Below are 15,540 nucleotides of genomic sequence, written 5' to 3' on the forward strand. Positions count from 1 at the left end.
GTTGCGACGCCAGATTCCTAGCGTCGGACGATTGACCTCAAGAGCCTCAATGCTACCGACAGTGAGGCCATGTCGTCGGACTCGAGGGAGTTGACCTCGTCGAACATGGTCTTCGCCCGTCCCAACTGCTCCGCATTCTGGGCCTCCCAGTCCTTCAGCCTGTCCTCCGCAGAGCCGTCCGACGGCGTCGACTCAAGCACCGCCGTCGTCATGTCCGAAACGGTGGAATAGAGGTCATCCCGCAGCGCTGCCCTCGCCAGAGCCTGCCACCGGTCCTGCCGCGGCAGGCCGGTGATCCGTTCCAGCAGGGAGTCGATGTGGAAGCGGTTGAACACTGTGTAATAGACGGCCGCGATCTCCTCCACAGGTTCCTTGCGGGCGTGACCGATCTTGGCAATGTCCAGCAGGACGAAGCTCTCAAAGAGTTCAGCCCAGCGGAGCGCCAGGTCCTCCGGAAGTTCCCACCCGCGTGCCTTCTCCAGCCAGCCGGCCACCCGCTCACGGTCATCGCCCCGCAGGTAGTCCAGCAGCCGTGCCCGCATCGGATCCATCAGCGGCTTGAACTCTTCGATGGTCTCGGCGATGGGGCGCGACGTGCCGCCCTGGCTCAGCAGCCAGCGGACGGCGCGGTCCAGCAGGCGGCGGATGTCCAGGTGGACAGTGCTCCAGTGTTCGGTGGGGAACGATGCCGGCAGTCCGTTCAGCTCGCCCACCATGGTGTCCAGTTCGTAGATTTCGCGAAGTGCCACGAAAGCTTTGGCTACCGCCACCTCCGTGGCGGAAGTCTCCTCCATGGTGCGGAATGCGAACGTGATCCCGCCCATGTTGATCATGTCGTTGGCCACCACCGTGGCGATGATCTCGCGCCGCAGCGGGTGCGTGTCCAGTTCGGCGTCGAACCGTTCACGCAACTGCTTCGGGAAGTAGGCGCGCAGGGTCCCGCGGAACCACGGATCGTCGGCAAGGTCGCTCTCCCGCAGCGCCGTCGCGAGCTCGATCTTCGCGTAGGCCGCCAGCACCGAAAGCTCAGGCGATGTCAGGCCCTGGCCCTGGCCAAGCCGCTCCCGCAGGGTTTCGGTGCTGGGCAGCGCTTCGAGGTCACGCTTCAGGTCCGCCGACTTCTCCAGCCAGTCCATCAGGCGCTCGTAGCTGGGGCTCCACTCTGCCACCCGCATCCGGTCATTGAGGAGCAGGATGTTCTGGTCCACGTTGTCCTCCAGGACCAGCCGCCCCACCTCATCCGTCATGGATGCAAGGAAGCCTGCCCGTTCCTCCGCGGACAGCTTGCCGGCCGCAACCATCCGGTCCACGAAGATCTTGATATTGACTTCATGGTCCGAGCAGTCCACACCCGCAGAGTTGTCGATCGCATCGGTGTTCAGGATGACACCCTGGAGCGCGGCTTCGATGCGGCCCCGTTGAGTCATGCCGAGGTTTCCGCCCTCGCCAACAACTTTGACGCGCAGGTCCTTGCCGTCCACGCGGATGGCATCGTTCGCCTTGTCGCCCACGGACGCGTGGGTTTCGGTGCTCGCCTTGACGTAGGTCCCGATTCCGCCGTTGTACAGCAGATCCGCCGGGGCCAGCAGGATGGCGCGGAGCAGTTCGGGCGGGCTCAACTCCGTGGTTGCCTCGGGGAGGCCGAGGGCATTCCGGACCTGCGGCGAGACCGGAATGGCTTTGGCCTGGCGGGGATAGACGCCGCCGCCTTCGCTGATCAGGGATTTGTTGTAGTCATCCCACGAGGACCGGGGCAGGTCAAACAGCCGCTGCCGTTCCCCGAATGATGCTTCCTCATCAGGGGCAGGATCAAGGAAAATATGCCGGTGGTCAAAGGCTGCCAGCAGACGGATGTGCCGTGAGAGCAGCATGCCGTTGCCGAACACGTCACCGGACATGTCGCCCACGCCCACCACTGTGAAGGGCTGGGTCTGGGTGTCTACGTCGAGCTCGCTGAAGTGGCGTTTGACCGACTCCCAGGCGCCGCGGGCGGTGATGCCCATGGCTTTGTGGTCGTAGCCCACCGAACCGCCGGAAGCGAAGGCATCGCCGAGCCAGAATCCGTACTCTTCGGCGAGCCCGTTGGCGATGTCGGAGAACGTCGCCGTCCCCTTGTCGGCCGCGACCACGAGGTAGGAGTCGTCGTCGTCGTGCCTGACAACGTCCGACGGCGGAACAACAGTCTCCCCGGCAGCTTCAGTGACGAGGTTGTCAGTGAGGTCCAGCAGTCCGCGGATGAACGTCTTGTAGCTTTCAATGCCTTCAGCCATCCAGGCCGAACGGTCCACCGTGGGGTCAGGCAGCCGCTTGGCGAAGAAACCGCCCTTCGCCCCGGTGGGCACAATGACCGCATTCTTGACGGTCTGGGCCTTTACCAGGCCAAGGATCTCCGTCCGGAAGTCTTCGCGGCGGTCTGACCAGCGAAGGCCGCCGCGCGCCACCTTGCCGAAGCGGAGGTGGACGCCCTCGACCCGGGGCGAATAGACCCAGATTTCGAACTTCGGGCGCGGGAACGGGAGCCCCTCAATCCGTGAAGGATCGAGTTTGAAGCTCAGGTGCGGCTTGTTTTGGTAGTAGTTGGTGCGAAGGGTGGCCTCGATCAGGTTGGCGAAGGTCCGCAGCACGCGGTCGGCGTCGAGCGTCTCCACCTCCTCGATAGCAGCTGACAGTTCGGCGCGGACCTTGGCCTGCGCTGCAACGCGCTCGTCGTTGCCCAGTTCCGGGTCGAACCGCGCAGCGAACAGTGCGGTCAGGGCTTTGGTGACCTGGGGATTCGCGAGCAGCGTGTCGGCCATGAATCCCACGGAGTTGGTGTTCCCCATCTGACGCATGTACCGCGCGTAGGCCCGCAGAATCGTGATCTGGCGCCATTGCATGCCCTCACGCAGCACCAGCCGGTCAAAGCTGTCCGACTCCACCGCGCCGGAGATCGCCGCGCCGAACGAGTCAGCCAGGAGCTGGCCCGTGGCCAAAGGATCAATGCCCGCGGGGTACTTCAGCCCGAGGTCATAAAGGAAGAAGTCGCGCCGGTCAGCAGTCTCGATTTCGAAGGGCCGCTCATCCAGCACCTCCAGTCCCATGTTGTGGAAATACGGCAGGATCTGGCTCAGGCTCTTGGGCTCCAGCATGTACAGCTTGACGCGGGCGTCCTCCTCCAGGACCTCGCCCGCTCCCCGGGGCAGGTACACGTTGACTCCGGGCCGTTCCTGGGCTGCACCGTCTGCGCGCTCCGCCTGGGCCCCGTACTTCTCGAACCGGGTGATGTCCTCGAGCGCGTCCTCCACCTCGTAGTCAACACGGTAGCCGGCAGGAAAGGCTTCGGACCAAAGGCTGGCGAGCTCTTTGGCATGCTCATCAGCGCCGCGTTCCCGCAGGACCTCGGCGATGCCCTCGCTCCACGAGCGGGAGGCCCGGACGAGCCGTTTTTCGAGTTCGTCGGTGTTGACAGGGCTGACGTCCGCACCCTTGGGCAGGCGGATCCGGAAGAAGAGTCGGGCAAGCGCGGATTCAGTCATCCTGGCCTCGTAGTCGATGGACTCGGCCTGGAAGGTGGACCGCAGTTCTTCCTCGATGCGGAGCCGGACGTTGGTGGTGTACCGGTCGCGCGGCAAATACACCAGGGCCGACATAAAGCGGCCGTAGATGTCCGGGCGGAGGAAGAGCCGCGTACGCCGCCGCTCCTGCAGCTTCTGGATGCCGGTAGCCGTAGCGGCCAGATCTTCGGTTTCGATCTGGAACAGCTCGTCACGCGGGTATGTCTCGAGAATGCCCAAAAGGTCCTTGCCGGAGTGGGAGTCCGGCGGGAAGCCTGCGCTGCCCAGGACTGCCGCCACTTTCTCCCGGACGACGGGGATGTCACGGACGGACCCTGTGTAGGCACTCGTAGCGAACAGGCCGATGAAGCGGCGCTCGCCATTGACGTTGCCCGCCGAATCAAAGCTCTTGACGCCTATGTAGTCCAGGTACGCCGCGCGGTGGACGGTGGACCGGGAGTTCGCCTTGGTAATCACCAGCGCCCGCTTCTCCCGCGCCTTCCGGCGGCCCACTTCCGTCAGATGCTGTACGTGCGGCGAGTCCGGCTTGGCGCGGAGCAGGCCAAGTCCGCTGTCTTCGCGCAGTTCCAGCACGTCCTCGCCGTCCACGGTGATGAGGTCGTACTCGCGGTAGCCGAGGAAGGTGAAGTTGCCATCGTCCAGCCAGCGCAGAAGTTCCTGCGCCTGCCTGAGTTCGGCGATCTGGGCGGGGTTGGCAACCTGGTCCAGGCTGGCGGAAATTTGCAGGGCCTTGTTCCGCATTTTGGGCCAGTCTTCGACGGCGGCGCGGACATCGCCGAGGATCCGGTCCAGGCCGTCCAGAATTGAGGCCTGCGTACCCTGGGAAACACGGTTGATCTCCACAGCGATCCACGACTCCATGTGGGAGGCATTCTCGCCCTGCGCGATCAGGTGGGACATGATGGGCATCGCCGCGGTGTCGCCGCTGGAGATGCCGATGTGGGAAGGAACGCGGTCGACTTTGACCAGCTGCCCCGTTTCCCGGTTCCGGGTCACGACAAACAAGGGGTGAAGGACGAGGCGGATGGCTGCCTTCTGGCGGACCAGCTCCGCATTGACCGAGTCAACAAGGAAAGGCATATCGTCGGTGACGACGTATACGACGCTGCTGTCGGCCTCGTTGACGATGGAAACCTTCGCCTGGCCCGGCAACCGGCCTGCTGCAACCTGGCGGTGCCTTTCCGCCCGGGTGGCCAGCACATCCGGGGAATAGCTCCGGGCGTCCTCCTCTGCCAGATGCTCGTAATAGTCCGCCAGGAAACCCTCCCGGTCTTCAATGGCCAGGGACTGATCCTCCACGCTGGATCCAGACGACATTGACAAACGCCTCCATAAGAAGTTTTTTGCTGCCCCGTTGCAGCTCCTATGGTGAGCCTAATCCTTCGAGCGGCGCCTCGGTGTGGAAGAAAATACAGAGGATCGGGAAGATCGCTGGACAGGTGCACAAACCAAATCAGCTATGGCCCGCCTCAGCTTCGAATCCGGGGCCGTTTCCAGCAGCAATGACCCGCCGAGCAGGGCTGCGTCGGCCACAGCGCTGTCCGCCGGAAGGAAGGCAGTGATGGCTGACGACGGGCCGTACCGCTGCCAGGCGTCCCGCAGCTGACGTTCCGGCGATCTGCCCACCGCCGAGGCCCGCACCTTGTTCAGCACTACAACAGGCGACACGTGGGGTACTGCCGTTTCAAGGTCAGCGAGCCCGCGGACAAGCCGGGGAACGCCCACCGGATCAGCGGCCCCCACGGCGAAGACTGTGTCCGCCACTTCCAGGCTCCGGAGGGTGGCGGCGTTCCGGCGCGGTGCCATGGTGTCGAAGCTGAGTTCCTCATCTGCTTCCAGGCAGAACCCCGAATCCACCACCACGACGTCGGCAATCTCCTTCGCGCGGTCCAGCACCAGCGACAGGGCGGCGGCCCGCAGCTCAGTCCACCTGTCGGCGCGCGTGATGCCGGTCAGGACGCGGAAGGTTCCCAGTTTTGTAGTCACTGGTGTGGCCACCTTCAGCAGGGCATCGGCATCCAGCAACCCCTGGTCCGCCAGCCTGCAAGCCTGGGCAAGGCCGGCCGATTCATCGAGCAGCCCAAGGACCGCCGCGATGCTGGCTCCGTAGCTGTCCGCGTCAACGAGGAGCACGGACTTGCCTTCTGCCGCCAGCTCCCCTGCAACATTCGCGGCGACAAAAGTTCTTCCGGGGGAACCGGCCGGACCCCAGACAGCAATGATCCTCCCGGTACCGGAGGCTGGAGGCACATCCGCTTGTTCCGCGGGCAGCGGGCGCAGCGCAGCACCGGTATCACCCACGCCGCTGCCATAGCCAACGTCCCGCGTGGTGCCGGTCAGTTGGGCAACCGCCTCGGCAATCCTGCCAGCCAGTGCGGCCGATTCGACTCCGGCCAAGGCGGACGCCACGCCGATCCCCCGCAGCCGGGCAGCTTCCTCGGCATTGTCCGTGAGTGCGATGATCGCCACGCCGACGGCGCCGAGCCTGTCAACAAGGGAAGCGGTGAGGCCTTCGCAGCCGTCGGCCACTACCGCCGCCCTGGCAAGACCGCTTTGGCAGGCGGCCAGAAGTTCGGTCAGTTCAGTGCACCGTCTGACCACCGTCACAGGACCGTGCAGCCTTTCCAAACCGCCGACGACGTCCTCCTGGGCCTGCCCGACAGTCACCACGGGGATGCTCATGACGGCCCGCCGCCCGGGTTCCACACCACAGAAATCTTGGCCTGGTTCGCCTGGGCTCCCAACAGGGCCGGCATCTGGCTGTTCGCGACGAGGACCATCAGCACTGTGCTGCGGGATGACCCCAAGGCAGTGGAGCCTTCAGTCACCTGCGCGATTTCGGCGCCTGGGAGCAGCAGTTTCGGCTCACTGAAGCCGTTCCGTGCGTCGGGGGACGCAACCCAGACGTCTACACGCGTTCCGGCCACGGCTTGCGGCGGGAGTTTTTCCTCGATCGTCACCGCAACCGGCTTGCGGTCCAGGACGTCAACACTGGCGAGGCTTTCCTTGGGCACCAGCTGGCTTTTTCCGATTCGCTGGACTGCTACCAGCCCTTCCGGAAGCCCTGCCTCGACAGTGACGTAGTGCTCTTCAGTTTCTCCGAGCCGGACTTTCGCCCGGACAACGTTTTCGGTGGTCAGCTTCTCGCCCACGGCAATGGAGTCTTTGGCCGCATAGACCTCAGTGGTCTGGTCAGCACTGCCGACAAGGGAGATCACTCCCACAACTGATGCCAGGACCAGCAATACTCCGACCAGCAGCCGTGGATCCTTCCATGACGGCGGCCTCAGCCTGGCTCCCGCGGTTGCAGCATCATGGCTCATGCGTTTCTCCCCCTGACTCGCGCCGGACAGCTTGCTGCATCCCGGACACCTCATTGTTGCGGCATGCACCCCGGAACAAAAGTCAAAAGCCCAAACAACGTCAAACTGTGGATAACAGCACCAGATGGCTTCTTCGGTGGCAAAATGAATGCATGCCCAGATTCCTCACACTTGCGGACGTTGCCGAACAACTCCAGATCAACTCGCCGGCAGCCTACGCACTGGTCCGCAGCGGCGAACTCAAAGCCATCCAGGTTGGTGGCAGGGGACAATGGCGGGTTGAGGAAAAAATGCTGGAGCAATACATCGAGGAGCGCTACGCCGAGGCCAGCCGGATGATTCAGGAAGCGAAAGCAAAGCAGGCCTGAGCACGCCTGGGCAGCCGGGCACATCCCCATAACTGCTACAACTCGGTGCCGGTCCGTGACCGGATGGCACCCAGCGACTCAAACGGTATGGTCGCAACCTGCCGGACCTGCGATGCGCGCCGGGCTTCCCCAGGACTGACCAGCGCCACATCAAAGAAGTCACTGCCCACCCTGTCGATGACACCGCTGAGTCCGCGGTCTCCTTCGGGCCCGCCACGGAGCGTCACCACCAACTCAGACCGGTCCCGGGCGAGGCCACGCAACGCCGACGATAACCCGATCCGCCGCCGCACCTGTGAAGGCTCGGCGAGGGAGATGCGCCCCAGCCCCGTATAGCGTGCAACGGCGCCGTACGGAATCAGGATTTGGTGGCGCACCTCAGTAAGAACCAGGGCATCTGCCGCGGCGTGGCTCAGGGTTCCCTCGAAGATCCTCCCGCAGAGCAGGTGGACGGCAACATGGCTGTTCACTGAGCCCCGAAGCCTGTCAGCCAGGGCAACGGACGACGCTTCTATTCTTGCCCGCTCCGAGATCTCGGCTTCGACCTCCAGCGTGCTGCCCTCGGCAAACTGCGCTTCCATGTCACTGAACAGAGCATCCCAACGCATGGGGCCAAGCGTAAGCGGCCGCTTCCTTGGCGGTCAATCGCAAAAGAGTTCTTTCCAATCTATGGACAAAACGAGTTCGCCTCGGTCAAACTGACTTTAGATGTATCAAACAGCATCAAACTGCATCAAACGGGAGATGGAACAGTATGGCCACTACAACCGCACGGGGGCTCAGGGCTGATGCGGCCATGACTGTGTCCGTTCTGGTACTTGGATCACTTTTGCTTCTCACGGGCATGGGCTTGATGGAGCGCTGGCAACAGTCCGCCGCCCGCCGGCAAGGGCCAGACATCGATGACCTGCTCGGGGCCGTAGCCGTTTGTGCCGGGCTTGCCATTGTGACCTGGTGGATGATGTCCGTTCTGCTGGCCGCAACTGTGGCCGTACTGGAGAAATACGGCCGAAAGCGGGCCGCAGCAAAGGCAGGCAGATTTTGTCCGGCCTTTATGCGCCGACTCGCTCTCGCCGCCTTCTCGGTGCAACTGCTGTCCGCTCCGCTTGCTCAAGCGGCAATTCCGCCAGCCGGGCCGGCCTGGCTACCAGCGCAGGAGGTAGCCGTCCAGGCGCAATGGGCACCCACCTCTGACTCGGAGGCTGCCGCGCTAACAGGTATCCCGGATACGCAGGCCGCAGCCAGGCAAACGCATCCTGCCGAACCGCAGTCTTCGGCAGTTCCGGCGCCAGCCGTACGCCCTGAATGGCGTCCCAGCGCTCCGGTCACCGATCCCGGGCTGCTGGCGGCGCAGCCCGTCCGCGCGGCGCAAGGCCTGCCGGCACCGCCGCGGGAAGTCACGGTACTGGCAGGCGACACGCTTTGGGATATCGCATCCCGCCAGTTAGGTCCATCGGCAACAGATGTAGACGTCGCTCTCCAGTGGCCGCGCTGGTATGAAGCCAACAAAGCCCAGATCGGGGAGAGTCCCCACGTCCTGTTGCCAGGACAGATCCTGAAATCACCCTCAACGGCGTAGCCGGCATGTCAACGGTCATACGCTACTGGGTCATCCACGCCTCTGCTCCAGGTTATCCGCGGACGCGCGAACAGCACATGCGCTCATTCGCACACCCGTCATCCGCACATCCGCTCGTCCGCAGGTCCGCACATTCAAGGGGAATCACATGAACGCCGTCACACCAATCCGCTCAGCCACCATGGCCAACCCAGGCCCCGCGGCCGCAGTCCGCTGTGTCCCCCTCCCGGCAACAACGGCGCCCGGCCCGCCGCTGCGGGCGGCAGACGAGAACTCCGAAATCCTGGCCATCACCCGAAGCACCGTGCAGGCAGCCATGGAGGTCCTGGCCGGGATCCGTCCGGTCCACCAGCTCGCCCGGCGCCTGGATCCGCGCTGCCTGGCGGCGCTCCAGCACCGTGCAGCCCTCATCCGACGCGAACAATCCCGTACCGCCTCGCCGTTGTTGGCCAGATTGCATAAGAACTCCACGGTCCGCTCTGTCCGGGCGTGCGAGGTGGCCCCAGGCATTTACGAGGCAAGCGCCGTGGTGGTTGACGATGTGCGGGCCCGGGCAGTGGCTGTCCGGCTTGAGCGGAGCAAGCAGGTCTGGCGGGTAACCGAATTCATGATTGGCTGACACGGAAGTCCGTGCACAAAAAAGGTGAAGTGCCCGGAGCTGACGCGCCGGGCACTTCTCTGTCAGTCAGGGTTCTCTACCTTTCAGGGTTCCCTGTCGCTGAGGGCCGACCGGCCCCCGAAACCGCCGGTCAGCGGCGCTTCTTCTTTGCCGGCGGACGCTTCGTGGCATCCTGCGCTGCGGCCTTGGCGGGGTTGCCGGACCTGGATGAGGAGCGGCCCTCCACCCGGGTCTGCGAGGCTCCGTCTTCGCCCGGGGCCGTGTACTGCAGCTGGGCCGGCTTCTCCGGCGCTTCGAGCCCGGCAGCGCGGATCTGCGGTTCGAGGTGCTCGGTGTGCCCACCGGCGGCATCGGCCACCACCACGTCCTGGGCGGGAGTCACTTCTACCTCAAGGTTGTAGAGGAAGCCCACGCTTTCCTCACGGATGGCTTCCATCATGGACTGGAACATGGTGAAGCCTTCACGCTGGTATTCCACCAGCGGGTCGCGCTGGGCCATGGCCCGAAGGCCAATGCCTTCCTTCAGGTAGTCCATCTCGTAAAGGTGTTCCTGCCATTTGCGTCCGATGACGGACAGCACCACGCGGCGTTCAAGCTCACGCATGCTCTCGGAACCGATAACCTCTTCGCGGGCCTGGTAAACCACGCGGGCGTCGGAGAGCAGCTCCTCTTTGAGGAATTCAACGGTGAGCCTGGACTTGCCGCCGGCTTCGTCGATGATCTCTTCGGGTGTCACGCTGACGGGATACAGGGTCTTCAGGTTGGTCCACAGCTGGGTGTAGTCCCAGTCATCCCCGTTGCCCTCGGCCGTGGCCGAGTCGATGAGTGCGGTGATGGTGTCCTCGATAAAGAACTGCACTTTCTCGTGCAGGTCGTCGCCTTCGAGGATCCGGCGCCGGTCACCGTAGATGGCTTCGCGCTGGCGGTTCAGCACGTCGTCGTACTTCAGGACGTTCTTGCGCTGCTCGGCGTTCCGCCCCTCGACCTGGCCCTGCGCGGACGCGATGGCCCGGGAAACCAGCTTGGACTCGAGTGCCACATCATCCGGAACGGAACTGTTCATCAGCCGCTCGGCGGCACCGGAGTTGAAGAGCCGCATGAGGTCATCGGTCAGGGAGAGATAGAAGCGCGATTCGCCGGGGTCGCCCTGGCGTCCGGAACGGCCGCGGAGCTGGTTGTCGATGCGGCGGGATTCGTGCCGTTCAGTTCCCAGCACGTACAGGCCGCCAAGTTCGAGCACCTGCTCGTGCTCGTCCTTCACGGACTGCTTCGCCGCCTCCAAAGCAGCAGGCCACGCGGCCTCGTATTCCTCGGAATTCTCTTCCGGATCCAGACCCCGCTTGGCCAGTTCGGCCACCGCAGTGAACTCGGCGTTGCCGCCCAGCATGATGTCAGTGCCTCGGCCAGCCATGTTGGTGGCAACCGTGACCGCACCCTTGCGGCCGGCCTGCGCAACTATGGCCGCTTCACGGGCGTGGTTCTTGGCGTTCAGGACTTCGTGCCTGATGCCTTCCTTGGCGAGCAGCCCGGAGAGGTATTCGCTCTTTTCAACGCTGGTGGTGCCCACCAGGATAGGCTGGCCCTTTTCGTGACGCTCGGCAATGTCCTTCACGACGGCGTCGAACTTGACTTTTTCGTTCTTGAACACGAGGTCGGACTGGTCGATCCGCTGCATGTCCCGGTTGGTGGGGATAGCCACCACTCCAAGCTTGTACGTGCCCATGAACTCGGCGGCCTCAGTCTCGGCCGTACCGGTCATGCCCGACAGCTTGGAGTACATGCGGAAGTAGTTCTGGAGCGTCACCGTGGCCAGGGTCTGGTTTTCGGCCTTGATCTCCACAGCTTCCTTGGCCTCGATGGCCTGGTGCATGCCTTCGTTGTACCGGCGCCCGGCAAGGATGCGGCCGGTGTGTTCGTCAACGATCAGCACCTCGCCGTCGAGGATGACGTAGTCCTTGTCCCGCTTGAACAGTTCCTTGGCCTTGATGGCGTTGTTCAGGAATCCGATGAGAGGAGTGTTGGCGGACTCGTAGAGGTTCTGGATGCCCAGGTAGTCCTCGACTTTTTCGATGCCGCTCTCAAGGACACCGACCGTGCGCTTCTTCTCGTCGGCTTCGTAGTCCTCACCGGCCTTCAGGCGCTGCACAACCTTGGCGAATTCGCTGTACCAGCGGTTGGTATCACCCTGGGCAGGGCCTGAAATGATCAGCGGCGTGCGGGCCTCGTCGATAAGGATGGAGTCGACTTCGTCAACGATGGCGAAGTGGTGGCCGCGCTGGACCAGCTCCGACTTGTCCCATGCCATGTTGTCGCGCAGGTAGTCGAAGCCGAACTCGTTGTTCGTGCCGTAGGTGATGTCCGCGGCGTACTGCTGGCGGCGCACTGCGGGATCCTGGTTGGAAAGGATGCAGCCGCTGGTCAGGCCGAGGAAACGGTAGACGCGGCCCATGAGGTCCGACTGGTACTCGGCCAGGTAGTCGTTCACCGTGATGACATGGACACCGTTTCCCGTGAGGGCATTGAGGTACGCCGGGGCCGTGGCGACGAGGGTCTTTCCTTCACCGGTCTTCATTTCGGCGATGTTGCCCAGGTGCAGGGCGGCGCCGCCCATCAGCTGGACGTCAAAGTGCCGCATCCCCAGCGTGCGGGACGAGGCCTCACGCACGGCGGCGAAGGCTTCCGGGAGGAGATCGTCCAACTGCTCCCCGCCCTGATAGCGGGCGCGGAGATGATCGGTTTCCTCGCGGAGTTCGGCATCCGTGAAGGTCTTAAAAGAGTCTTCCAGTGCATTGATCGAGTCGGCATAAGTCCGCAATTGCCGCAGGGTTCTCTTGTCGCCCGTGCGGAGAAGTTTTTCGATAAGTGATGCCACGTGAAGATACTCCCAGTCTTATGCCGCCGATTCTGGCGTTTTTAGTCTACGGGAGAGACACAGGCCACGCGGCCGGTGTTCCCTGAGAGCGGAGCGGACCATGGCGGCCGGCGCAGGGCGGCCGCGAGGGACCGGGCCAGGTCGCCGGCCGGGGTGACCACGATGTCCGCCAGCCCCAGCCATTCAGCCATCAGTTCCAGCTCGGCGGCAAGTTCGACGGCGGTACCTGGCGGCGCATCCGGCTCAGCGTAGGCGGACCTGACCAGCAGTTTTCCGGCTGCCCGGTCGGCTTTGAGGTCAACGCGGGCCACGAAGGCTTCGCCCAGGAGGAAAGGCAGAACGTAGTACCCGAAGCGGCGGCGGTGCTCCGGGGTATAGATCTCGATCCGGTAGTGGAACCCGAAGAGCTCTTCGAGCCTGCGCCGCTCAAAGACCAGGGAATCAAAAGGGCTGAGCAAAGCCCGCCCCGTGGCCCGGCGAGGCATTTTGGCATCGGTATGCAGAAACACCTTCCTGTCCCAGCCGGCGACAGTGACCGGCTCCAGCCGGCCGGTCCTGGTCAGATACTCAACGGACTGTGCGGCGGCCTTGACTGGTGTCCGGAAATAATCTGCGAAGCACTTCACCGTTCCGATCCCATGGGCCCGGGCAGCGGCGTCGATGAGCCGGTTCATGGCCTGAACCGGGTCCGGGGTTTCCGTATAAGCCGCCGGGTCCGGCAGCACCCGGGCTGTCAGCGCGTACCTTCGCTCGAACTGGTCGGTTCTCGATGCTGAAGAAATGAGCCCTTCCTCGAACAGGTGTTCCAGAACCCTTTTAACGGCATTCCAGTTCCATCCCCAGTTTGCATCCCGTTTGGCCTCCACATGCCCGATACTGGCGGTCAGTTCGGCCGCCGTCATGGCCCGTCCGCGGGCAAGGGTGTCCAGGACTTTGCCTGACACCGCTTCGAAGACCTCCGGGTCCATGGCGGAAGCTCCTACCCACTTCCGTTTTTGCCACAAAAGGAGGTCCTGGAAGTGCTCCGGCCTGATGAAGCTCGCTTCATGGGCCCAGTACTCCATCATGCGCCTGGGGTGTGAGCCGGACATCCGCTGCAGGATCGAGCGGTCGTAGTTGCCAAGCCGGGAGTAGAAGGGCAGGAAGTGGCTGCGGGACAGCACATTGACGGAATCGATCTGGACAAGCTGGAGCCGGGCAAAGGTGCGGCCCACCGTCCGTGAGGTCACGGGGCCGGTGGGCCGTCCTTTGTCCAGTCCCTGCGCTGCCAGGGCGACCCGCCGGGCCTGGTTAAGGCTCAGCGTTGCTGGCACTGCAGTCCTTTCCTGTGGTCGTCAGGCGCCTTGAACCTGTGAGGCCTCGTCACCGGAGCGGTAGGCGAGGATTTTCTCTTCGATTGCCGTTTCCCCTGGTTCGCACTCGTGGTCCAGGGTGATCACGCCGTAGGTCCAGCCACGGCGGCGGTAGACGACGGAGGGTGTATTCGTGGCTTTGTCCACAAAGAGATAGAAATCGTGGCCGACAAGCTCCATGTTGTCCACTGCGTCATCGAGGGTCAGTGAGGCGGCGGGGAAGACTTTGCGCCGGATCAGCACCGGGGAATCTCCGGCAGGGATGTCGTTCTCAACCTCATAGGGCGAGCGCTCAACAGGCGATTCCTGCGGCTCCTGGCGATGGCTCGCCTCAACGTAGATGGGTTCGTTGGCGCTGGCGGGCTCCAGTTCGGCTGTGGCTTCCCTAACGGCCTTGGGTGTATGCCGCCCGTGGTGGACCTTCTTGCGGTCCTTGGCGCGGCGGAGACGCTCAAGGAGCTTGTTGTAGGCAAGATCGAACGCAGCGAATTTATCTGCGGCGCTGGCTTCGGCACGGATTACAGGTCCCCGGCCCAGAACTGTCACTTCAACGGTGAGCTGGTCACCGGTCTGGCGTGCATTCGTTTCCTTGGAAACCTTCGCGTCAACGCGCTGGACCTTGTCGCCCAGTGACTCGATCTTCGAGATCTTTTCACCGGCGTATTCGCGGAAGCGGTCTGAGACCGTCAGATTTCGTCCGCTGATCATAAACTCCATGGTGCCCTCCAAATGACTTCGGTGACACGACGGCGGAACATCCCAGGAGCCGATCTGATTGACAGTCAAGCCCCTTTCCGAGCCGCTATCGAAAGGTACAACTTGTTCTTGGTACCCACCACCGACGTTAGTTCATAGCCCCCCGTTATTCATCCTTTATTCGTTTATTTTTTTCTAAGACGGGCACCTTCGCGCGGGCTGGCGGGGATGTAGATCCGCCGCCGGCTGAATCGGGCGGGCGTGTCGCCGCGAGCACCACAGCGCCCGTTACTACGGCACCGCTGAGGTGGAGGGCGCGGGCCGCCTCCGCTAGTGTTGCGCCTGTGGTGAGGACGTCATCGACGATGATGCACCTGCGGCCCGCCACCCGGGAGCGCTTGTACCCGGGCACTGTCATGGAGCCCCTGACCCGCCGCGCCCTCGCTCCGCGGCCAAGTCCCTTCTGTCCCCCTGGCAGCTTTTCCAGGGCCGCGCGACGGCGGGACTTCCGGATGACATCAACCACCGGAGCATGGGCACCGGTGGTGCCCCGCCCCAGCGCCGCCAGCAGCAGGTGGACGGGGCTGAAGCCCCTCTTCACGAAGGCAGTGGCGCTGCTTGGCACCGGCACCAGGCAGACGCCGTCGACGCCCGCAGTTGCTGCGGCGATTCCCCTTTCCAGCCCCCTGGACAGCACGGACTTGAGCTGGTGCTGGCCGTGGCTCTTGAAGGAGAGCACGGCCTGGGCAAGCTCCTCGCGATAAACCCCGGCGGCCACTACCGGGAGGAGGATGCCCCCGTCGACATTCATGAGTGCCGGTGCCTGCTCCTCGGCCCTGAAGGGGTGCCGGGTGAGGAGCCGGACCTGGCGTTCGCAGGCGACGCACAACGCCAGGTCCTCGGCACCGCAGCAGACGCAGTCCACCGGGACGGCGAGTGCCAATAGTTCGGAGCCGGCGGCAGCCAGGTTCTCAACCCCCCTGAGCCAACGCGGCCGGTGTCCACTGCGGTGCCTGGCGGATACCAGGGAAGGTGGCTGGAGGTCCGGATCCACAGATGCCTCACTGCGGGACGGGCGGACCGCTTGCTGTTCGTTGCTCACGCCACCAGAGTCGCCCTGCCTGATCCGCCCGGCAAGGCCGGGCAGGCACTATGTGGAAACCGGGTTCGACGTTTT

At 63.8% G+C, this 15,540-nt stretch carries 11 protein-coding genes; 3 read left to right on the plus strand and 8 right to left on the minus strand.

What is annotated here, in order from left to right:
* Positions 1 to 17: 17 nt before the first annotated feature.
* From ACS5PJ_RS08715 to ACS5PJ_RS08725, 3 genes are read right to left on the minus strand one after another with little or no spacing between them, the layout of a single operon-like run.
* Positions 18 to 4,871 carry an NAD-glutamate dehydrogenase gene (locus tag ACS5PJ_RS08715; RefSeq protein WP_439434517.1) on the minus strand — a complete coding sequence of 1,618 codons (4,854 nt, stop codon included), beginning with the start codon at positions 4,869 to 4,871 and terminating at the stop codon, positions 18 to 20.
* A gap of 57 nt (positions 4,872 to 4,928) precedes the next feature.
* Entirely contained in the window at positions 4,929 to 6,236 is a 1,308-nt protein-coding gene (locus ACS5PJ_RS08720; protein ID WP_439434518.1) for a CpaE/TadZ family protein, read from the minus strand.
* Entirely contained in the window at positions 6,233 to 6,877 is a 645-nt protein-coding gene (locus ACS5PJ_RS08725) for a hypothetical protein (RefSeq protein ID WP_439434519.1), read from the minus strand. The genes ACS5PJ_RS08720 and ACS5PJ_RS08725 overlap by 4 nt, the downstream gene beginning before the upstream one ends.
* Before the next feature lie 152 nt (positions 6,878 to 7,029).
* Between ACS5PJ_RS08725 and ACS5PJ_RS08730 the strand changes: the two genes are divergently transcribed.
* Positions 7,030 to 7,245, plus strand: a complete 216-nt coding sequence (locus ACS5PJ_RS08730; RefSeq protein ID WP_309811174.1) for a helix-turn-helix domain-containing protein — start codon at positions 7,030 to 7,032, stop codon at positions 7,243 to 7,245.
* Positions 7,246 to 7,280: 35 nt separating this feature from the next.
* On the opposite strand, the gene ACS5PJ_RS08735 is transcribed toward ACS5PJ_RS08730, so the two are convergent.
* On the minus strand, positions 7,281 to 7,853 hold the full coding sequence (locus tag ACS5PJ_RS08735) for a hypothetical protein (RefSeq protein ID WP_439434520.1): 573 nt from the start codon (positions 7,851 to 7,853) through the stop codon (positions 7,281 to 7,283).
* A gap of 146 nt (positions 7,854 to 7,999) precedes the next feature.
* Between ACS5PJ_RS08735 and ACS5PJ_RS08740 the strand changes: the two genes are divergently transcribed.
* Positions 8,000 to 8,824 carry a LysM peptidoglycan-binding domain-containing protein gene (locus ACS5PJ_RS08740; RefSeq protein WP_439434521.1) on the plus strand — a complete coding sequence of 275 codons (825 nt, stop codon included), beginning with the start codon at positions 8,000 to 8,002 and terminating at the stop codon, positions 8,822 to 8,824.
* A 148-nt stretch (positions 8,825 to 8,972) separates the two neighbouring features.
* Positions 8,973 to 9,443, plus strand: a complete 471-nt coding sequence (locus tag ACS5PJ_RS08745; protein ID WP_439434522.1) for an Rv3235 family protein — start codon at positions 8,973 to 8,975, stop codon at positions 9,441 to 9,443.
* A 130-nt stretch (positions 9,444 to 9,573) separates the two neighbouring features.
* On the opposite strand, the gene secA is transcribed toward ACS5PJ_RS08745, so the two are convergent.
* From secA to ACS5PJ_RS08765, 4 genes are all read right to left on the minus strand, one after another.
* On the minus strand, positions 9,574 to 12,315 hold the full coding sequence (gene secA / locus ACS5PJ_RS08750; protein ID WP_439434523.1) for a preprotein translocase subunit SecA: 2,742 nt from the start codon (positions 12,313 to 12,315) through the stop codon (positions 9,574 to 9,576).
* Positions 12,316 to 12,356: 41 nt separating this feature from the next.
* Positions 12,357 to 13,628, minus strand: a complete 1,272-nt coding sequence (locus ACS5PJ_RS08755) for a winged helix-turn-helix domain-containing protein (RefSeq protein ID WP_439434524.1) — start codon at positions 13,626 to 13,628, stop codon at positions 12,357 to 12,359.
* A gap of 21 nt (positions 13,629 to 13,649) precedes the next feature.
* Positions 13,650 to 14,384, minus strand: coding sequence for a ribosome hibernation-promoting factor, HPF/YfiA family (gene hpf / locus ACS5PJ_RS08760; RefSeq protein ID WP_439434525.1), 735 nt, complete (start codon positions 14,382 to 14,384; stop codon positions 13,650 to 13,652).
* Between the two features lie 145 nt (positions 14,385 to 14,529).
* On the minus strand, positions 14,530 to 15,465 hold the full coding sequence (locus tag ACS5PJ_RS08765; RefSeq protein ID WP_439434526.1) for a ComF family protein: 936 nt from the start codon (positions 15,463 to 15,465) through the stop codon (positions 14,530 to 14,532).
* Between the last annotated feature and the right edge of the window lie 75 nt (positions 15,466 to 15,540).

It is taken from the genome of Pseudarthrobacter cremeus (genome assembly GCF_051857465.1).
GTDB lineage: Bacteria > Actinomycetota > Actinomycetes > Actinomycetales > Micrococcaceae > Arthrobacter.

What these genes read in the sequence shown, in the direction of transcription:
- ACS5PJ_RS08745 (WP_439434522.1), top strand. Translation starts at nt 8,973, where the DNA reads ATGAACGCCGTCACACCAATCCGCTCAGCCACCATGGCCAACCCAGGC.
- ACS5PJ_RS08720 (WP_439434518.1), bottom strand. Translation starts at nt 6,236, where the DNA reads ATGAGCATCCCCGTGGTGACTGTCGGGCAGGCCCAGGAGGACGTCGTC.
- ACS5PJ_RS08740 (WP_439434521.1), top strand. Translation starts at nt 8,000, where the DNA reads ATGGCCACTACAACCGCACGGGGGCTCAGGGCTGATGCGGCCATGACT.
- ACS5PJ_RS08730 (WP_309811174.1), top strand. Translation starts at nt 7,030, where the DNA reads ATGCCCAGATTCCTCACACTTGCGGACGTTGCCGAACAACTCCAGATC.
- ACS5PJ_RS08735 (WP_439434520.1), bottom strand. Translation starts at nt 7,853, where the DNA reads ATGCGTTGGGATGCTCTGTTCAGTGACATGGAAGCGCAGTTTGCCGAG.
- hpf (WP_439434525.1), bottom strand. Translation starts at nt 14,384, where the DNA reads ATGGAGTTTATGATCAGCGGACGAAATCTGACGGTCTCAGACCGCTTC.
- ACS5PJ_RS08725 (WP_439434519.1), bottom strand. Translation starts at nt 6,877, where the DNA reads ATGAGCCATGATGCTGCAACCGCGGGAGCCAGGCTGAGGCCGCCGTCA.
- ACS5PJ_RS08715 (WP_439434517.1), bottom strand. Translation starts at nt 4,871, where the DNA reads ATGTCGTCTGGATCCAGCGTGGAGGATCAGTCCCTGGCCATTGAAGAC.